This window comes from Paracoccaceae bacterium (assembly GCA_019454225.1).
Taxonomy (GTDB): domain Bacteria; phylum Pseudomonadota; class Alphaproteobacteria; order Rhodobacterales; family Rhodobacteraceae.
This window is the reverse complement of record CP075370.1, coordinates 357,128-375,861: the sequence shown is the minus strand read 5'-3', so window position 1 is coordinate 375,861 and position 18,734 is coordinate 357,128. Positions and strand designations below refer to the sequence as shown.

22 protein-coding genes are annotated in these 18,734 nt (G+C 68.8%); 15 read left to right on the top strand and 7 right to left on the bottom strand.

The annotated features are described in order from the left end of the window. Positions 1-9 precede the first annotated feature (9 nt). A complete protein-coding gene (locus tag KF887_01825; GenBank protein ID QYK41906.1) occupies positions 10-1,062 on the top strand; it encodes an FAD-dependent oxidoreductase in 1,053 nt (350 codons plus the stop codon). Here the strand turns inward: KF887_01825 and KF887_01820 are convergent. Together KF887_01820 and KF887_01815 are read right to left on the bottom strand one after the other, a co-directional pair. Next, positions 1,059-1,817: an acyl dehydratase gene (locus KF887_01820; protein ID QYK43391.1), complete on the bottom strand. Its 759-nt coding sequence runs from the start codon at positions 1,815-1,817 to the stop codon at positions 1,059-1,061. The two genes, KF887_01825 and KF887_01820, sit on opposite strands and share 4 nt — an antisense overlap. A 14-nt stretch (positions 1,818-1,831) precedes the next feature. After that, complete coding sequence (locus tag KF887_01815; protein QYK41905.1) at positions 1,832-2,377, bottom strand: NAD(P)H-dependent oxidoreductase; 546 nt, start codon at positions 2,375-2,377, stop codon at positions 1,832-1,834. Between the two features lie 119 nt (positions 2,378-2,496). On the opposite strand from KF887_01815, the gene pcaF reads away from it, so the two are divergent. After that, positions 2,497-3,699: a 3-oxoadipyl-CoA thiolase gene (gene pcaF / locus KF887_01810; GenBank protein QYK41904.1), complete on the top strand. Its 1,203-nt coding sequence runs from the start codon at positions 2,497-2,499 to the stop codon at positions 3,697-3,699. 2 nt (positions 3,700-3,701) lie between these two features. Here pcaF and KF887_01805 read toward each other — a convergent pair whose 3' ends face one another. The 3 genes from KF887_01805 to KF887_01795 all read right to left on the bottom strand — a co-directional run bounded on the left by KF887_01805 (position 3,702) and on the right by KF887_01795 (position 7,474). After that, positions 3,702-5,711, bottom strand: a complete 2,010-nt coding sequence (locus KF887_01805) for an NADPH-dependent 2,4-dienoyl-CoA reductase (GenBank protein QYK41903.1) — start codon at positions 5,709-5,711, stop codon at positions 3,702-3,704. Positions 5,712-5,798: 87 nt separating this feature from the next. After that, positions 5,799-6,494: a nitroreductase family protein gene (locus KF887_01800; GenBank protein ID QYK41902.1), complete on the bottom strand. Its 696-nt coding sequence runs from the start codon at positions 6,492-6,494 to the stop codon at positions 5,799-5,801. 2 nt (positions 6,495-6,496) lie between these two features. Next, entirely contained in the window at positions 6,497-7,474 is a 978-nt protein-coding gene (locus KF887_01795) for a rubrerythrin family protein (GenBank protein ID QYK41901.1), read from the bottom strand. 159 nt (positions 7,475-7,633) lie between these two features. On the opposite strand from KF887_01795, the gene KF887_01790 reads away from it, so the two are divergent. From KF887_01790 to queG, 5 genes are all read left to right on the top strand, one after another. Beyond that, on the top strand, positions 7,634-7,804 hold the full coding sequence (locus KF887_01790) for a hypothetical protein (protein ID QYK41900.1): 171 nt from the start codon (positions 7,634-7,636) through the stop codon (positions 7,802-7,804). An 84-nt stretch (positions 7,805-7,888) separates the two neighbouring features. Continuing rightward, positions 7,889-8,539 carry a TetR/AcrR family transcriptional regulator gene (locus KF887_01785; GenBank protein ID QYK41899.1) on the top strand — a complete coding sequence of 217 codons (651 nt, stop codon included), beginning with the start codon at positions 7,889-7,891 and terminating at the stop codon, positions 8,537-8,539. Positions 8,540-8,569: 30 nt separating this feature from the next. Continuing rightward, entirely contained in the window at positions 8,570-9,295 is a 726-nt protein-coding gene (mtgA, locus tag KF887_01780; protein QYK41898.1) for a monofunctional biosynthetic peptidoglycan transglycosylase, read from the top strand. Between the two features lie 117 nt (positions 9,296-9,412). Then, positions 9,413-10,078 (top strand): glutathione S-transferase family protein, encoded by a 666-nt coding sequence (locus tag KF887_01775; GenBank protein ID QYK41897.1) that lies wholly within the window; start codon positions 9,413-9,415, stop codon positions 10,076-10,078. Positions 10,079-10,136: 58 nt separating this feature from the next. Continuing rightward, entirely contained in the window at positions 10,137-11,192 is a 1,056-nt protein-coding gene (gene queG, locus KF887_01770) for a tRNA epoxyqueuosine(34) reductase QueG (protein QYK41896.1), read from the top strand. On the opposite strand, the gene KF887_01765 is transcribed toward queG, so the two are convergent. Continuing rightward, positions 11,149-11,562, bottom strand: a complete 414-nt coding sequence (locus KF887_01765) for a MarR family transcriptional regulator (protein ID QYK43390.1) — start codon at positions 11,560-11,562, stop codon at positions 11,149-11,151. The two genes, queG and KF887_01765, sit on opposite strands and share 44 nt — an antisense overlap. Before the next feature lie 137 nt (positions 11,563-11,699). On the opposite strand from KF887_01765, the gene KF887_01760 reads away from it, so the two are divergent. Together KF887_01760 and KF887_01755 are read left to right on the top strand one after the other, a co-directional pair. Further along, positions 11,700-12,128, top strand: coding sequence for an organic hydroperoxide resistance protein (locus KF887_01760; protein ID QYK41895.1), 429 nt, complete (start codon positions 11,700-11,702; stop codon positions 12,126-12,128). 80 nt (positions 12,129-12,208) lie between these two features. Next, positions 12,209-12,394, top strand: coding sequence for a hypothetical protein (locus tag KF887_01755; protein QYK41894.1), 186 nt, complete (start codon positions 12,209-12,211; stop codon positions 12,392-12,394). A 78-nt stretch (positions 12,395-12,472) separates the two neighbouring features. Here the strand turns inward: KF887_01755 and KF887_01750 are convergent, their stop codons facing one another. Continuing rightward, entirely contained in the window at positions 12,473-13,339 is an 867-nt protein-coding gene (locus KF887_01750; protein QYK41893.1) for a branched-chain amino acid aminotransferase, read from the bottom strand. 147 nt (positions 13,340-13,486) lie between these two features. Between KF887_01750 and KF887_01745 the strand changes: the two genes are divergently transcribed. From KF887_01745 to dxs, 6 genes are all read left to right on the top strand, one after another. Further along, positions 13,487-13,984 carry a MarR family transcriptional regulator gene (locus tag KF887_01745; GenBank protein ID QYK41892.1) on the top strand — a complete coding sequence of 166 codons (498 nt, stop codon included), beginning with the start codon at positions 13,487-13,489 and terminating at the stop codon, positions 13,982-13,984. Beyond that, a complete protein-coding gene (locus KF887_01740; protein QYK43389.1) occupies positions 13,984-14,688 on the top strand; it encodes a response regulator transcription factor in 705 nt (234 codons plus the stop codon). Before KF887_01745 ends, KF887_01740 begins: the two co-directional genes overlap by 1 nt. Positions 14,689-14,776: 88 nt before the next feature. Continuing rightward, a complete protein-coding gene (locus KF887_01735; GenBank protein ID QYK41891.1) occupies positions 14,777-15,700 on the top strand; it encodes a histone deacetylase family protein in 924 nt (307 codons plus the stop codon). Then, the gene (locus KF887_01730) at positions 15,697-15,936 is read left to right on the top strand and encodes an exodeoxyribonuclease VII small subunit (GenBank protein ID QYK41890.1); all 240 of its coding nucleotides are present in this window, start codon (positions 15,697-15,699) and stop codon (positions 15,934-15,936) included. The genes KF887_01735 and KF887_01730 overlap by 4 nt, the downstream gene beginning before the upstream one ends. After that, positions 15,933-16,802 (top strand): polyprenyl synthetase family protein, encoded by an 870-nt coding sequence (locus KF887_01725; GenBank protein QYK41889.1) that lies wholly within the window; start codon positions 15,933-15,935, stop codon positions 16,800-16,802. Before KF887_01730 ends, KF887_01725 begins: the two co-directional genes overlap by 4 nt. Positions 16,803-16,809: 7 nt before the next feature. Next, positions 16,810-18,723, top strand: a complete 1,914-nt coding sequence (gene dxs, locus KF887_01720) for a 1-deoxy-D-xylulose-5-phosphate synthase (GenBank protein QYK41888.1) — start codon at positions 16,810-16,812, stop codon at positions 18,721-18,723. Positions 18,724-18,734 lie beyond the last annotated feature (11 nt).

Below are 18,734 nucleotides of genomic sequence, written 5' to 3'. Positions count from 1 at the left end.
CGCACCGGAATGGCAAGGGCCGATCTTGTGACCGATCTGGTTGTGATGGGGGCGGGTGTGACCGGCCTGTCGGTGGCCTGGGCCGCGGCCCGCAGGGGCGCGCGCGTGGTCGTTGTCGACCCGGCGGGAATCGGGGCGGGTGCGTCCGGCGGTGTAGTTGGCGCGCTGATGCCGCATCAGCCCGAACGCTGGACCGAGACAAAGGCGTTCCAGCTGGAAGCCCTGTTGATGGCGGCGGAATGGTGGGGGGCGGTGCAGGCCGCCGCCGGTCTGCCAACCGGCTTTGGCCGGACTGGTCGGCTGCAGCCTCTGGCCGATGATGCGGCCGTAAGGGTGGCCCGGGATCGCGGGCAGGCTGTACCCGGCCTGTGGAGCGGGCGCGCCGCGTGGCACGTGCTGGCCGCCCCGCCCGGCTGGGCGCCTGAAAGCGCCACGGGCCTGGTGATCAGCGATACGCTGTCGGCGCGAATCCGCCCCGCCTGGGCGCTGCAGGCGCTTGCCGAAGCCATCCGGGCATCGGGCGGCCGGATCGTCGCGCAGGCGCCAGCGACGACCGCCCCTGTCGTCTGGGCCACAGGGGTGGCGGGCCTGGCCGATCTGTCGGCGGTGTTCGGCCGTGCCGTCGGCGCCCCGGTCAAGGGACAGGCGGCGGTTCTTGCCTTTGACGCAGGCGAGGACGCGGCCCAGATCTATGCCGACGGTCTGCACATCGTGCCTCATGCCGATGGAACCGTGGCGGTCGGATCGACCTCGGAAACCAGCTTCGCCGATCCCGCCGCTACCGACCACCAGCTGGATGCCATAGTCCTGCGCGCCCGCAGGGCGTGCCCGTGCCTGGCCGATGCGCCGGTGATCCTGCGCTGGGCGGGCCTGCGCCCGCGCGCCCGCACGCGAAACCCCCTGATGGGCCCCTGGCCCGGCCGCGCGGGCCATTTCGTCGCGAACGGCGGCTTCAAGATCGGGTTTGGCATCGCACCCCTGGTTGCCGAGGTGATGGCAGACCTTGTCCTGCAGGGGCACGACCGCGTGCTGCCCGCGTTCCGGGTCGAGGCCGCGCTCTAGCCCGCGTCGGCCGTCATGCACAGCCGTCCTTCCGGCCCCTCGACCCAGAACCGGTTGTCCGCCGCACAAAGGCTTGCGGTTTCCCCGAGGATGAGCGGCGCGGTCGCCCGAAAGGCGAAGCGCGCCAGACGCCCCATCCGTTCCACAGCCAGCAGCATCAGGTGCTGGGCCAGCAGCGGCCCGTGCACGACGACGCCCCGATATCCCTCGGTCTGGGTGGAATAGGCCGCGTCGTAGTGGATGCGGTGGCCGTTCAGTGTCAGCGCCGAATAGCGGAACAAGGTCACCGCGTCGAACGTCACGTTGCGCCGAACCTCCGGCTCTCCCGTCGCCTGGGGCGGCGCGGCCGCGGGCTGCGTCGGTGTCGGGTCGGCGCGGTAGACCAGTTCCTGCCATTCCGTCAGCACCGCTTGCCCGTCCTGTGTCACCTCGTGCCGCAGCGCGACAAAGGCCAGCGGCCCACTGCGCCCGTCCTTCCGCTCGATCCCCTCGCAGACCGTGCGCCGGACGGCCGGACGGCCGGGCCACAGCGGAGCATGGAACGCCAGCCTGCCCCCCGCCCACATGCGACGGGGCAGCCCGGTGTCGGGAATCGCACCGATCCCGGGCCGGGGATGGCCGTCCCGGCCCAACCGGTCGGGCGGCTCCGGCGTCCAGAAATAGACGTGGTGCCCGAACGGAATCAGTGCTGCCGCCGGGTCATGTGCACGGCCCAGCAGGGCCGAAAGGGCCGCCGCCCGTGCCGGGTCCATCATGTCATGCGTCTCGATCACCTTCCGCGCTCCACCTCGGCCCGCAGAAGGGTCATCAGTTCGGCAAGCGCAGCCACCGACCGGGGGTCGATCAGCCGACCCTGGTGATCGAAAGCGGTGCCGGAATTGGCGATCATCACCTCGGGTCCCGGCAGCAGCCGCGGGCGGAACGGGTTCAGGCACAGCCGCAGCGAGTATTGCGCGCGTTCCCCTCCGGCCCGGCCTGCGGCGGCCGACAGGATGGCCACAGGCTTGTCCCGCCAGACCGAACCCGGGACGCGGCTGATCCAGTCGAGTGCGTTCTTCAGAACGCCTGACAGCGCCTTGTTGTATTCCGGTGTCGCGATAACCACGGCATCCGCTGCGGCAACCTGCCCGGCAAGTTCCGCAACGATATCGGGCATCCCCCGCGCCTGAAGATCGGCGTCGAACAGCGGCAGGCGCAGATCGGCCTCATGGAACGAGCCGGGCGCATAGATCCGTGCGGCCTCGTGCAGCAGCATGCGGTTGGTGGAGGCTGCGCGCAACGCGCCACAGAATCCCAGCAGGTTGTGATCGGCCATGGCATCTCCGGACAGCTTTCACGAACTATGCCTGCCGGGGCTGGCAGGGCAACCCGGGGCATTGACCTACAGGGCCGCAGCGGCGATCCCCTGCAGGAACGGGGCGAACGGAGGCGGTCATGCAAGAGGCTTTCATCTGCGATGCGGTGCGCACACCCATAGGCCGCTATGGCGGCGCACTGTCTCAGGTTCGCGCCGACGATCTGGCGGCTGTGCCCATCGCGGCGCTGATGGCGCGGAACTCCGGCGTCGACTGGGCGGCGGTTGACGATGTGATCCTTGGATGTGCCAATCAGGCGGGCGAGGACAACCGGAACGTCGCGCGCATGGCGGCGCTGCTGTCCGGCCTGCCGGTCTCGGTGCCCGGCACGACGGTCAACCGGCTGTGCGGATCGGGCCTCGATGCGGTCGGAATGGCCGCACGGGCGATCCGGGGCGGCGATTGCGACATGCTGGTTGCGGGCGGCGTCGAGAGCATGACACGCGCGCCCTTCGTCATGCCCAAGGCAGATGCGCCGTTCGCCCGCGCCCCGGCGATCCACGACACCACCATCGGCTGGCGTTTCGTCAACCCCCGGATGAAGGCGGCGCATGGCACGGATTCCATGCCCGAGACCGCCGACAACGTCGCCGCCGAATGGGGCATCTCGCGCGTCGATCAGGATGCCTTTGCCCTGCGCAGCCAGGAACGCTGGGCCGCGGCGCAGGCGAAGAACCTGTTCCGCGACGAGATCGCGCCGGTCACCATTGCCGCACGCAAGGGCCCGCCTGTCGTGGTGGATACCGATGAACATCCCCGCGCCACCTCGCTGGCGGCGCTGGCCGCGCTGCGCGGCATCAATGGCGCGGACCTGACCGTGACGGCGGGCAATGCGTCGGGCGTGAATGACGCTGCGGCGGCCGTGCTGATCGCCTCTGCCGCCGCGGCGCAGCTTCACGGTCTGGTGCCGCGCGCCCGGATCCTTGGCATGGCCGCGGCCGGGGTCGAGCCCCGGGTCATGGGCATCGGCCCGGTTCCCGCGGTGCGCAGGCTGCTGGCGCGCACGGGCCTGCGACTGGCGCAGATGGACGTGATCGAACTGAACGAGGCCTTCGCGGCGCAGGCGCTGGCCGTGCTGCGCGACCTGGGCATTCCCGACGATGCCGCCCATGTAAATCCGAACGGCGGCGCCATCGCGATGGGCCATCCGCTTGGAATGTCGGGGGCCCGGCTGGTGACGGCTGCGACGCATCACCTGCACCGCAGCGGTGGCCGCTATGCCCTTTGCACAATGTGCGTGGGCGTCGGCCAGGGGGTCGCGCTGATACTGGAACGGGTCTGAACCTACAGCCTTGCTGCCAGGCGCGCGGCCTGGTCGATGGCGCGCTTTGCGTCCAGTTCCGCCGCCACTTCCGCGCCGCCGACAAGGTGGTGCGCGATGCCCGCCTCGGTCAACGCGTCCGACAGTGTGCGGTTCGGAACCTGCCCGGCACACAGCACGACGGTATCCACCGGCAGAAGATCCGGGGGGCCGTCACCCCTGCCCAACACAAGGCCCTCGGGTCGGATCTCGTGATAGGTGATCCCACCTTCCATATGCACGCCCTTCATCTGCAATGCGGCGCGGTGAATCCATCCGGTGGTCTTGCCAAGCCCCTTGCCGGGCTTGCCGGGCTTGCGCTGCAGCAGGTGCACGACGCGGGCGGGCGGTTCAGGCTGCGGACCGCCGGGCGCAAGGCCGCCGGGGCTGTCGGCGGGATCGCCCACACCCCATTCCCGGCGCCAAAGGTCGGGATGTTCGGCAGGGCTTTCGCCAGCGTGGACAAGATACTCGGCCACGTCAAAGCCGATGCCCCCCGCCCCGATCAGCGCTGCCCTTGCCCCGACCGCGGCGCCCCGCAGCACATCGGCATAGCCCACCGCATGTTCCTGCCCCGGAATCCCGGGGTCGCGCGGCGTGACGCCGGTGGCGATGATCACCTCGTCATAGCCCCGCAGATCGTCGACGCCCGGCGCCGCATTCAGCCGCAGATCAACCCCTGTCGCGGCGATGCGATGCCGGAACCAGGCGACGAGTCCGTGAAACTCTTCCTTTCCCGGGACCTGCTTGGCCAGGTTCAGCTGTCCGCCCACCTCTGCCGCGGCCTCGAACAGCGTCACCTTGTGACCCCGTTCCGCTGCCACGACGGCCGCCATCATCCCGCCCGCCCCGGCACCCACCACGGCGATGCGCCGGGCTGTGGCTGCGTCCGGATAGGTCAGTTCGGTCTCGTGGCAGGCGCGCGGGTTCACCAGGCAACTGGTCAGCCGCCCGGAAAAGGTATGGTCCAGACAGGCCTGGTTGCAGGCGATGCAGGGTGCGATATCTGCCGCCCGCCCGGTCCGGGCCTTCACCACGAAGTCGGCATCGGCAAGGAACGGGCGCGCCATGCTGACCATATCGGCCAGACCCGTTGCCAGGATCCTTTCGGCCACCTCGGGGTGATTGATGCGGTTCGAGGTGATCACCGGAATGCCGACCTCGGGGCGCAGCCGGCCAGTCAGATGCGCAAACGCCGCCCGGGGCACCGATGTGGCAATGGTCGGGACCCGCGCCTCGTGCCAGCCGATTCCGGTGTTCAGGATGCTGGCGCCCGCCGCCTCGATGGCCCGGGCCAGCGTCACAACCTCATCCCATGTCGATCCATCGGGTATCAGGTCGATCAGCGAGATGCGGTAGATCAGGATGAAGTCGTCACCCGCCGCTGCACGGACGCGGCGCACCACCTCGACCGGCAGGCGCATCCGGTTGGCATAGTCGCCACCCCAGCGATCCTCGCGACGGTTGGTGTGCCGAACGAGGAACTGGTTCAGGAAGTAGCCTTCTGACCCCATCACCTCGACGCCGTCATAACCGGCCTCTCGGGCCCGCGCGGCAGCGGTCGCGATGTCGGCGATCTGCTTCTCGATACCCGCCTCGTCCAGTTCGCGGGGCGGGAACGGACTGATCGGCGATTTGATCGGGCTGGCCGACACGCAGTCCTTTCCATAGGCGTAGCGGCCCGCATGCAGGATCTGCATGGCAATACGTCCGCCCGCATCATGCACCCGGTCGGTCACGATGCGGTGGTTTGCGATGTCTCGCTCGGTGAACAGGCCAGCGGCACCTGGAAACACCCCGCCTTCCCGGTTCGGGGCCATGCCACCCGTCACCATCAGCGCAACGCCGCCACGCGCCCGCGCGGCATAGAACTCGGCCACCCGGTTCCAGTCGCCGGTTTCCTCCAGCCCGGTGTGCATCGAGCCCATCAGCACGCGGTTGGGCAGCGTGACATGCCCGAGCGTCAGCGGCGCGAACAGATGCGGGTATTCCATGGCAGCCCTCCCAAGACCGCCCGCAATCTGCCCCGGCGCACCGGGCCCTGTCACGCCGAACGCCGCGTCACGCCTCGGGCTGTGGCGCTATCCCCGGAACACCGTCAGGATTTCGGACAACGGCTTCTTTCGCTTCGCCACGGCGGGCACCGTTGCATCAGCGGCTGGCCAGCCGACCGGCAGGATCATGACCGCCTTCTCGCTGTCCGGCCGACCGCAGAGCGCGGGCAGGAATTTCATCGGGTTCGGTGTATGTTCCAGACAGACAAGCCCGGCGTGGTGCAGCGCGGTGATCAGCATGCCCGTGGCGATGCCCACGCTTTCCGGCACATAGTAGTTCTTGTAGCGGGCTCCGTCCTGGGTCACGCCGAAGCGTTGCGCGAAGACCACGATCAGCCAGGGCGCATCGGTCAGATGCGGCTTTTCCGGCCCCGTGCCCACGGGTTCAAGCGCGGCAAGCCATTCGTCGCCGCCACCGCCCGCGTAGAATGCACGCTCTTCCTCCTCGGCGGCGGCACGGATACGCGCCTTCATGGCCGGGTCCGAGATCGCGGCAAAGTGCCATGGCTGGTGGTTGGCGCCGCTCGGGGCCGTTCCCGCCGCGGCGATGCAGGCGGCAATGATCGCTTCGGGCACCGGGCGCGTGGCGTACTGCCGTACCGAATGCCGCCTGCGCATGTAGGCCAGGAACCGCTCGGCCTCGGCCTGTGCCTGGTCATCCGGCATCTGCACGCGGTCGGGCAGCGGCAGCGGCTGATACGAGACCTCGCCCTTGCGATACATGCCTATCCTCCCCCGATCAGCGCACCTGCGGCAAAGACCAGAGCACCGCCGACCACGACTTGCAAGGTGGCCCGCATGAACGGGGTTTCCATGTATCGCATCTGGATCCAGACGATCGCCCACAGTTCCACGAACACCACCGCAAGGGCGATCGTGGTCGCTGTCCAGAAATCGGGGATCAGGTAGGGCAGCGCATGGCCCAGTCCGCCCAGCGTCGTCATGACGCCCGAGGCGATGCCGCGCTTCCACGGCGACCCGCGCCCCGACAGCACGCCGTCATCATGGGCGGCCTCGGTGAAACCCATCGAGATGCCCGCGCCGATCGAGGCTGCAAGGCCCACGGTCAGCGTGGTGGCGGGGTCTTGCGTGGCGAAGGCCGTGGCGAAGATCGGCGCGAGGGTCGAGACCGATCCGTCCATCAGCCCCGCAAGCCCCGGCTGCACCCATGTCAGCAGGAACTGGCGCCGCTGGGTCTGATCCTCGTCCCGGCGGGTGTCGTCCGGCAGGTGCTGGGCCGTCAGGCGCCTGGCGGTCTTCTCGTGCCCCGCCTCGGCGGCCGCCAGATCGCCCAGCAGCCTGCGGGTGCCCGCGTCGCCGGTGCGGGCGGCGGCGGTTTCATAGAACAGGCGCGCCTCGTTCTCCATGGCATGTGCTTCTGCGCGGATGCGGTCCAGCCCGAGGTTCTCGGTCAGCCAGACGGGGCGGCGGGCGTAGGCGCCCGCGACGTGTTCGCGCCGGATCAAGGGTATCACGTTGCCAAAACGGGTCTGGTGCAGGCCGATCAGACGCTGGCGGTGCTGGTCCTCTTCGGTCGCCATGTCGTCGAACAGCGCGGCAGAGGAGGGGTAGTCGGCGCGCAGGCGTTCGGCATAGGTGCGATAGATGCGCGCGTCGTCCTCTTCGTTCGAGATCGCAAGCGCCAGAACCTCTTGCTCGGTCAGGTCGCGGAAGCGGCGGCGGTTCGACAGTCCGGGGATCATCGCGGGCTCCAGTTTCTGGAATGATTCTAATCTATCCGGGCAGAGATCCGGCAGCAAGACTCACAGAAGTGAACCGTTCAGTTCATTTGTGCTGGACAAAGTGAACGAATCAGTTCAGAAACAGAAAATCTAGACCGTTCAGTTCAGATGAGGATCGCCATGACCAAACTTCGTCTCGCCATCGCAGCGCTTGCCGTTTCTGCCGCCCCCGCTTTCGCCGGCGGTATCCCGGCCTTCGATCTTCCCCGGCTGGATTTCGGCGCCACGGCCACCATGTCATCCTCGGGCGTGGCCCCCGTCGCGCTGCCGGAGCGTCCCGCTTCGCGCTGACGGGGCACATTCACTGCTGGAAGGGCCCTGCGGCGCTTGCCGGGAATGAACCGCCCGGTTTACAATCGCCGCAGGGAGAGCGACATGGGTGCAGCGGCGCAACCGGCCATCCGCAAGGGTCGAAAGTTCGAACAGGTGCTTGACGGCGCCCGTCTTGTCTTCATGCGCGATGGCTACGAAGGCGCGAGCGTCGACGATATCGCGCGCGAGGCCGGTGTCAGCAAGGCCACCCTCTATGCCTACTTCCCCGACAAGCGGATGCTGTTCGTCGAGGTCGCCAAGGGCGAGTGCTGCCGTCAGGCCGAAGAGGCAGAGGCGCTTGTGAACTCCGACATGCGGGTGGAACAGGCTCTCACCATCGCCGCCCACAAGATGACCGATTTCTTCTGTTCGGATGTCTTCCTGCGCATCTTCCGTGTCGTCGTGTCCGAGGCCGAGCGCTTTCCGGAGCTGGGGCGCGAGTTCTTCGACAACGGACCGGCCCAGGCAAAGGCCAAGCTGATCCGCTACATCGCCGAACGTGTCGGCCGTGGCGAACTGGTCTGCGACGACCCTGCCCTTGCCGCCGACCAGTTCGCCGAGCTTTGCAAGGCAGACCTGTTTCCGCGCCTGGTCTTCGGCGTCAACCTTCCGATCACCGCAGCCGACCGTCATCGCGTGGTGTGCGGCGCGGTCGAGATGTTCATGGCGCGCTACGGGGCAGCGGCCCGCCGGGACGGGGGCGCCACAGCTTGACCGGCGCCCGGTGCTGTGAGACGCCGGGCCATGGCCAGCCGCACCCGCAAGACATCCCGCAGGACGGAAAGACCGGCACGCCGCCGCGGCCTGCTGCGTCGCGCGCTGCGCTGGGGGGGCGTCATGGTGGCTGGCGTGGCAGGGCTGTGGCTTGCGCTGATCCTGCTGTTCGCGGTCGTCAACCCGCCCACCAACATCTACCAATGGCAGGAAAGCCGCAGGCTTGGCGGCATCGAGCGTGACTGGGTTGCGTGGGACGACATCGCGCCCGTGATGGCGCGCTCGGCCGTCGCCGCCGAAGATGCCAACTTCTGCCTGCACTGGGGGTTCGACATGGCCGCGATCCGCGCCGCCATGGACGCAGGCGCCGGGCGCGGCGCCTCCACGATCAGCCAGCAGGTGGTGAAGAACGTCTTCCTCTGGCATGGGCGATCCTGGATCCGAAAGGGGCTCGAGGCCATTCTGACCCCGGTTGTCGAACTCGTCTGGTCCAAGCGCCGCATCATGGAGGTCTATCTGAACGTGGCAGAGTTCGGCGAAGGCGTGTTCGGTGTCGGCCCGGCCGCCCGCCATCACTTCAAGTCCGAGGCGGGCAGGCTGACGCCAACCCAGGCGGCCCGTCTGGCTGCCGCGCTGCCTGATCCCAAGGGGCGGGATCCCGCGCGTCCGTCACGTTTCCTGCAGCGCCGTGCCGCCTCGATCGCCGATGGCGCGGAAACGATCCGCGCCGATGGCCGCGCGGCCTGTTTCGAATAGCGGCCCGACGGCGCGGGCGCCGCGCCGCAGGACCGTTGCCATCCGCAGGGGCCGTTCGGCATTGAACCGCCCCCACCCCCCGGCTATCAGAAGGACGAAGTATCCCGGGCACCCCACATGATCCGCCTCTATCATTTTCCGCTGTCGCCCTTCTGTCGCAAGGTAAGGCTGACGCTGGCCGAAAAACGCCAGGAAGTGGAACTGATCGAGGAGCGCTACTGGGAACAGAGCCCGGATTTCCTGCGCCGCAATCCGGCGGCCAAGGTTCCCGTCCTGCGCATCGACCAGAAGGTGATGAGCGAGAGCCAGGCGATCTGCGAATACCTTGACGAAACCATCCCCGAGCCCCGGCTGATCCCCCGCGATCCCGATGCCCGCTACGAGGTGCGTCGCCTCTGCGCCTGGTTCGACGACAAGTTCCATGCCGAGGTGACATCGAAGCTTCTGTATGAACGGGTCCACAAGAAGGTGATGGGCCAGGGCTATCCGGATTCGAAGAACGTCAAGTCGGGTGCGGGCCGCATCAAGTATCACCTCGACTACATGAGCTGGCTGCTGGACCAGCGGCGCTGGCTGGCTGGCGATGCGATGACGCTGGCCGACTTCACCGCCGCCGCGCATCTGTCGTCGCTCGACTACATCTCGGATGTGGACTGGAACCGGTCCGCGAACGTCAAGGACTGGTACGCCAAGGTCAAGTCGCGCCCGTCGTTCCGTCCGCTGCTGGCCGATCAGGTGCCGGGCTTTCCGCCGCCCGCGCATTATGCGGACCTGGATTTCTAGACCGACGTTCCGGGCGGGTCAGGTCCGGGCCGCCCCGGCAACTGGGAAACGGAACAGGATGAACGCAGCGCGCCTGAAGGACCGGTTGCAGGCAGAAGCCCGGAAAGCCGGATTTGCCGCCTGCGGCGTCTGTGCGCCCGATGCCGCCGCCGAAGCGGGCGCGCGGCTGGCGGACTGGCTCGCGGCAGGGCACAACGGGCAGATGGTCTGGATGGCCGACCGCGCCACCTGGCGGGCCGATCCGCGTGCGATGTGGCCCGAGGTGCGGTCGGTCGTCATGCTCGCCGACAGCTATGCGCCCGATGCAGACCCCCTCGCGGTGCTGGACCGCCCGGACCGCGCTGCCGTCAGCGTCTACGCCCAGGGCAGGGACTACCACGATCTCGTGAAGAAGCGCCTGAAACATCTGGCCCGCTGGCTGGTGGCCGAGACCGGATGTGGCGTGAAGGTGTTCGTCGATACCGCCCCGGTGATGGAAAAGCCGCTTGCGCAGGCGGCGGGTCTGGGCTGGCAGGGCAAGCATACGAACCTTCTGTCGCGCGGCTTCGGCAACTGGGTGTTTCTGGGGGCCATCTTCACCACCCTCGATCTGCCCGCCGACCGGGCCGAGACCGACCATTGCGGCACCTGCACGGCCTGTCTCGACATCTGTCCGACCCGGGCATTTCCGGCACCCCGCGTCCTGGACGCGCGGCGCTGCATCTCCTATCTGACCATCGAACACCGGGGCCCGATCAGCGCAGATCTGCGCCCGCTCATGGGAAATCGCATCTACGGCTGCGACGACTGCCTCGCGGTGTGCCCCTGGAACAAGTTCGCGGTGGCCGCTTCACAATCGGGCTATGTCGCGCGCGTCGGGGCGCCCCCGCTGGCCGAGCTTGCGGCGCTTGACGACGCCGGGTTCCGCGCCCGCTTCGCGGGCAGCCCGATCAAGCGCATCGGGCGTGACCGTTTCGTGCGCAACGTGCTTTATGCCATCGGAAATTCCGGGCTTCCCGCGCTTGCGCCCTCGGCCCGCGCGCTGTTGCACGATCCCGATCCCGCGGTCGCCGATGCGGCCGCCTGGGCCGTCACGCGGCTGGCGGAGTCCGCAGCGTGTCGCGCAGGCGGCTGACCTGGGTCTGAAGTTCGGCCAGCGCATCCTGTGCCAGCCCGGTCCGCTCCCGCACACAGGCCGCGATCGGCCCGGCATGGGCGCGCAATGCCTCGCCACGGTCGGCCAGACGCACGGTAACGCGCCGTTCATCCGCCGCGTCGCGGTCGCGCAGTATGAGCCCGGCCGCCGCCATCCGCTTCAGGATCGGGGTCAGCGTGTTCGACTCCAGCCCAAGGCCCCGCCCCAGCTCGCCCACGCCCTGCCCGTCCTTCTGCCAGAGGGCCGAAAGGACAAGGTATTGCGGATAGGTCAGCCCCAGCGGCTCCAGCAGCGGCGCATAGACTGCCTGCATCGCATGGGTGGCGGAATACAGCGCAAAGCACAGCATCCGCTCCGGTGGCATGGGCGCATTCTCGGTCATCGCGCAAGATTAAGTCGTGTGCGATTTTCTTGCAAGGGCTTGACCCGCACCCGCATGCAGGATATCACGCGCTCACGATTATATCGCACACGATGGAGGGCAAGATGGCCGTAGACGTGAAATACACGACCGAGGCACAGGCGACCGGCGGCGGGCGCAACGGCCTGTCGAAACTGACCAGCGGCATGCTGACCGTCACCATGGCCAGCCCCAAGGAACTCGGTGGATCGGGCGCCGGCCACAACCCCGAGGAGCTTTTCGCGCTGGGCTATTCGGCCTGCTACCTGGGTGCGATGCGCTATGTCGCCGGGGCCGAAAAGCTGGGCACCGTGCCCGAGAACGCCACCGTGAACGCGACCGTCGGCATCGGTCCCCGCGACGATGGCGGTTTCGGCCTGAAGGTCCGGCTTGAGGTGAAGATGCCCGGCGTCGATCATGCCGTGGCCGAAAGGATTGCCGAGCGCGGCCATTTCATCTGCCCCTATTCGAACGCGACCAAGGGCAACATCGTCGTCGAGACCGTGGTCATCTGACGGGATGCGGCGGCGCGGCGTGACCGCGCCGACGATTCCATGCTAGGCTCGGTCTCCCAGCCACCGAAGGAGGACCGACCATGAGCCGTCACCTCGCCGACAAGCGCGCGCCGTCTGACGGCGGCCGCGTGAAGCACTTCCTGCGCATCGCCCGCGAGGGCGGAGAACAGGTCTGGCGCGGCCTGTGGCAGAAGCCGCGCCTCAAGCCCGCCGAAGGCCGCCGCGTGGTGGAATACGCCCGCATCGAACGGGGGCGCAGCACCTGAGGCCAGGCCCCGGGGCCAGCTTCAGGACTCCGGCACCCGCCAGGGGACGCAAGCCGCCTGGCGGGTGCCGACCGGCGGTCAGGCCCGGACCAGCTTCTCGTACTCGCTGGCCACGCGCTGCGTGAGCGCACCCACCTCGAACCGATAGGGCCCGATCTCGCCGACCGGGGTCACCTCGGCGGCCGTGCCGGTCAGCCAGCACTGTTCGAAACCTTCCAGTTCCTCGGGCATGATGTGCCGTTCATGCACCTTCACCTGCATGTCCTTCAGCATCCCGATGACCGTCTGGCGGGTGATGCCGTTCAGGAACGCGTCGGGCTTGGGCGTATGCACCTCGCCGTCCTTGACGAAGAAGATGTTCGCACCCGTCGCCTCGGCCACATAGCCGCGATAGTCCATCATCATCGCGTCGCTGCACCCTTTCGCCTCGGCGGCGTGCTTCGACATCGTGCAGATCATGTACAGCCCGGCCGCCTTGGCGGCATGGGGAATGGTCTCGGGGCTCGGACGCTTCCACTTGGCGATGTCGAGCTTCGCGCCCTTCATCTTGGCGTCGCCGTAATAGTTGCCCCATGACCAGCAGGCCACGGCGACCCGGATCGGGTTGCGCTTCGATGCCACGCCCATGTCCTCGCCCGCGCCGCGCCAGGCCAGCGCCCGCACATAGGCATCGCTCAGCCCGTTGGCCTTGAGAACGGCGGTCTTGGCCGCCTCCAGCTCGTCCACGCTGTAGGGCAGCGGCATGTCCAGAAGGTCGCCCGATATCCGCAGCCGCTCGGAATGCTCGCGGCTCTTGAAGATGCGCCCGTTGTAGCAGCGCTCGCCCTCGAACACGCTGGACGCATAGTGCAGCGCATGGGTCAGGATATGCACCTTGGCCGCGCGCCACTCCACCAGTTCGCCATCCATCCAGATGAAGCCGTCGCGGTCGTCATAGCCTGCCATCGCACCCTCCCGTGCCAGAATTTGCAGATGTTGCGCCGGTTAGGTCCAAAGCGGACATAATCTTGCGCCAAATCCCGGGCGAGGTAGCAGTTGAGTCTTGGAAAGTCAACAAGGCTGACGTAAATTCGCGCCCAAGGGAGATTGCAGATGGCAGACGGTCCTGGCGGCGAAAACCTGTTGTTCCTGACGGACGACCAGTTGCGCAAGGGTATCGAGGCGATGTTCTTCGCCTATCGCGGCTTCACGGCCGACCCCGACCGCATCCTGGAAGGGATGGACTATGGCCGTGCACATCACCGCGCGGTGCATTTCATCCACCGCTCGCCCGGCACCACGGTCAACAACCTGCTGTCGATCCTCGGCGTGACCAAGCAGTCGCTGAACCGCGTGCTGCGCACCCTGATCGACGACGGCCTGGTCGAAAGCCGCGTCGGCCGCGACGACAAGCGCGAACGCCACCTGCATCTCACGCCGCGCGGTGCCGAGCTTGAGCGTGCGCTGTCAGACGCCCAGCGTGCCCGCATGCGCGCCGCCTATCGCGCCGCCGGACCGCAGGCCGTGGCGGGATTCCGCACCGTGCTCGAGGCGATGATGGACCCCGAGATGCGCCGCCACTACCAGACATTGCGGGAGGGCGGCACATGATCCCCGATCCTCAGGCCCATCTTCTGGTCGTCGACGATGACGAACGCATCCGGGGCCTTCTGCAGAAATTCCTGATGCGCAACGGCTTTCTCGTCACCGTCGCGCGTGACGCGGGCCAGGCGCGACGCCTGATGGCCGGGCTCGACTTTGACCTTCTCGTGCTCGACCTGATGATGCCGGGCGAGGATGGCGTGGCCTTCACCCGTGCGGTCCGGGCCCGTTCGGCGGTGCCCGTGCTGCTGCTGACCGCGCGCGGTGAAACCGCCAGCCGCATCGCCGGTTTCGAGGCGGGTGCCGATGACTATCTGGTCAAGCCGTTCGAGCCCAAGGAACTCTTGCTGCGCATCAACGCCATCCTGCGCCGCGTCCCGCAGGCCCGCGCCGAAACCGTCCCCAAGGTGCTGCATCTTGGTGCCGTGCGCTACGATGTCGATCGGGGCGAACTCTGGCGTGGCGCCGACCCGATCCGCCTGACCGCGACCGAGGCGCAACTGATGCGCATCTTCGCCGCCGTTCCCGGCCAGCCGGTCAGCCGCGAACGGCTGGCCGGCGATGCCGGGGCGGCCGACGGCGCCGACCGTGGCACCGAACGCGCCGTCGATGTCCAGATCACCCGCCTCCGCCGCAAGATCGAGGCCGATCCGAAACAGCCGCGCTACCTGCAGACGGTGCGGGGCGAAGGTTACATGCTGGCGCCGGACTGACCGGCCCGGGACCGACGGCATCCCTGGTCGGGGTGGCTCCGGTCGCCCCGAATGCATGCCCCCCGACCTCCGCAACACGGAAACCGCTATGACAACCGCGCTTTTCACCCACCCCGATTGCGACGGCCACGCCGAACCGCCAGGCCATCCCGAACAGGCGGCCCGCCTCGCGGCCATCGCCGCTGCGCTGGCCAGGATGGACCTTGACCGGCGGGCCGCGCCGCTGGCGGAGGATGCCGATCTCTTGCGCTGCCATCCCGTGCGCTACCTCGACCGCGTGCGCCGGGCGATGCCTGCCCGGGGCTGGGCGATGCTGGATGGCGATACCTATCTGGCGCCCGGTTCGCTGGCGGCGGCGCTGCGCGGGGCGGGCGGGGTGGTCGCCGCGGTCGATGCGGTGATGGCGGGCGATGCCGCCAACGCCTTCGTGGCCGCCCGGCCCCCGGGACATCATGCCGAGCGTGAAGCCGCCATGGGCTTCTGCCTGTTCGGGTCGGTCGCCGTGGGCGCGATGCGCGCGCTCGACCATCACGGCGCAGGGCGTGTCGCGGTGCTCGACTTCGACGTGCACCATGGCAATGGCACGCAGGATCTGCTGTGGGACGAACCGCGCGCCTTCTTCGCCTCGTCGCACCAGATGCCGCTCTACCCCGGCACCGGCGATCCGTCGGAAACCGGCGCGCATGGGCAGGTGATGAACGTCCCCCTGCGTCCCGGCAGCGGCAGCGCCCAGATGCGTGCCGCCTGGGGTGCCATCCTCGACCGCGCCCGCGCCTTCGCGCCCGACCTGATCCTTGTCTCTGCCGGGTTCGATGCCCATGCCGACGATCCGCTGGGCGGCCTGGCCTGGGGCACCGAGGATTTCGCCTGGCTGACCGATGCGATCTGCGATCTGGCCGATGGGGTCTGCGGCGGCCGGGTGGTATCGTCGCTGGAGGGCGGATATGATCTGCCCGCACTGGCGGCCAGCACCGCCGCCCACGTGGACAGACTGAGGGAGCGGGGCCGTTGACCGACACGCCGATTGCCGAGATGACCTTCGAGGCCGCGATGGCCGCGCTCGAATCCGTGGTGGCCCAGCTTGAGCGCGGCGACGTGGCGCTGGATGCCTCGATAGCGCTTTATGAGCGCGGCGCGGCGCTCAAGGCGCATTGCGAGGCGCGGCTGAAAGAGGCCGAGGAAAAGGTCGAACTGATCCGCGCGCAGGAGGGCCGCGCCGTGGGCACCACACCCGCGGAGGGGCTGTGACATTCCCCGACGCGCTCGCGGCGGCCCGGGCCGCCGTCGCGTCGCGCCTGACGGCGGCGCTTGCCGATGCGGGCGAGCCGCCGGTGGCGCAGGCGATGCGCTATGCGCTGTCCGGCGGCAAGGGCATCCGCGGATTCCTGGTGATCGAGGGCGCGGCGCTGCACGGCCTGCCCCCCGACCGCGCCGTGGCCGCCGCAGCCGCGATCGAGGCGCTTCACGCCTACAGTCTCGTCCATGACGATCTGCCCTGCATGGATGACGACGACCTGCGCCGCGGCCTGCCCACCGTCCATGTCAGATGGGACGAGGCCACGGCCGTCCTTGCAGGCGATGCCTTGCAGGCGCTTGCGTTCGAACTGCTGGCCGACCCCGCGCTCGGCCCGGCCGAGGTGCGCATCGCCCTGGTCGCGGGTCTTGCACGCGCCGCCGGGGTATCGGGCATGGTCGGCGGGCAGGCGATGGACATCGCCGCCGAAACCGCCGCCGAACCCCTGACCCTGCCGCAGATCGAACGGCTTCAGGCCGGCAAGACCGGCGCCCTGATCGGCTGGGCCGGAACGGCCGGCGCGATCCTCGCGGGTGCCGATCCCGCCCCCCTGCGGGACTATGCCGCAGCGCTCGGCCTCGCCTTCCAGATCGCCGACGACATCTTGGACGCCGTGGGCGACGAGGCTGCGATGGGCAAGCGGGCGGGCAAGGACGCGGGGGCGGGCAAGGCGACCTTCGTCTCGCATCTCGGCCTGCTCGGCGCGCGTGCCCGCGCGGCCGATCTGGCGGATGCCGCATGCGCCGCCCTTGCCCCCTATGGCCCCCGTGCCGAAACCCTGAAGGAGGCCGCGCGCTACGTCGTCGCGCGCGACCGCTGAGGACGCCATGACAGACCAGCCCGCCACGCCCCTGCTCGACCGGGTGACGCAGCCAGCCGACCTGCGCCGCCTCTCCGACCGCGAGCTGCGCCAGGTCGCCGACGAACTGCGCGCCGAGACCATCAGCGCCGTCTCCGTGACCGGCGGGCATCTGGGCGCCGGGCTGGGCGTGGTGGAACTGACCGTCGCCATCCACGCCGTCTTTGACACGCCCCGCGACAAGCTGATCTGGGATGTCGGCCACCAGTGCTATCCCCACAAGATCCTGACCGGACGGCGCGGCCGCATCCGCACCCTGCGGACCGAAGGCGGCCTGTCAGGGTTCACCAAACGGTCCGAATCGCCCTACGACCCCTTCGGTGCCGCCCATTCCTCGACCTCGATCAGCGCGGCGCTCGGCTTTGCCATGGCCGCGGATCTCGGCGGCAGCCCCGGTGACGCCATCGCCGTGATCGGCGACGGCGCGATGAGCGCGGGCATGGCCTTCGAGGCGATGAACAACGCAGGCCACCTGAAGCACCGCCTGTTCGTCATCCTGAACGACAACGAGATGTCGATCGCCCCGCCCGTCGGCGCCCTGTCCAGCTATCTGACCCGGCTCTACGCCGAAGGCCCCTTCGACCAGCTCAAGGCGGTGGCCCAGGGTGCCGCCAGCCTTCTGCCGCCACCCCTGCGCGAAGGCGCCCTGCGTGCGAAAGAGGCGCTGAAGGGTCTGGCCAAGGGCGGCACGCTGTTCGAATCGCTGGGGTTCTCCTACATCGGTCCGGTCGACGGCCATGATCTCGACCAGCTTCTGCCGGTGCTGCGGGCGGCCCGCGCCCGCGCCACCGGCCCGGTGCTGATCCATGTGCTGACGAAGAAGGGCAAGGGCTACGCCCCGGCCGAGGGCGCGCGCGACCGGGGCCATGCCACCGGTCGCTTCGACGTGCTGACGGGCGTCCAGGCCAAGGCGCCGTCGAACGCCCCCGCCTATACCAAGGTCTTCGCACAGGCCCTGGTGGCCGAGGCCGAACAGGACGAACGCATCGTCGCGGTCACGGCGGCGATGCCCGACGGCACCGGCCTGAACCTGTTCGCCGACCGTTTTCCACGCCGGTGCTTCGACGTGGGCATTGCCGAACAGCATGCCGTGACCTTTTCGGCAGGGCTGGCGGCCGGTGGCCTGCGCCCCTTCTGCGCGATCTATTCCACCTTCCTGCAGCGCGGCTACGATCAGGTCGTGCATGACGTGGCGATCCAGCGCCTGCCGGTCCGCTTTGCCATCGACCGTGCGGGCCTCGTGGGTGCCGATGGCGCCACCCATGCCGGGGCGTTCGATACCGCCTTCCTGTCGAACCTGCCGGGTTTCACCGTCATGGCCGCCGCGGACGAGGCCGAACTGGTGCACATGGTGGCCACTGCCGCGGCGCATGACGACGGACCCATCGCCTTCCGCTACCCCCGCGGCGAAGGCGAAGGCGTCGAGCTGCCGGCACGTGGCACGCCCCTGGCCATCGGTCGCGGCCGCCTTGTCCGCGAAGGCGCCCGGGTTGCGCTGCTGTCCTTCGGCACCCGGCTTGCGGAAACGCTGCGCGCCGCGGAATCGCTGGCGGCGCGCGGCCTGCCCCCCACCGTGGCCGATGCCCGCTTTGCCAAGCCGCTCGACCGCGACATGATCCTGAACCTCGCCCGCCACCACGAGGCGCTGATCACCATCGAGGAAGGCGCCATCGGCGGTTTCGGCAGCCATGTCGTGCAGCTCCTGGCGGAAGAGGGCGTCCTTGACCGTGGCCTGCGCTTCCGCAGCATGGTCCTGCCCGACATCTTCATCGACCAGGCCAGCCCCGACGCCATGTATCGCACGGCGGGCCTTGACGCGGCCCGGATCGAGGCGAAGGTGCTAGAGGTTCTGGGCGTCGCCGTGGTGGGAAAGCGGGCGTGACGCGGGCGGCC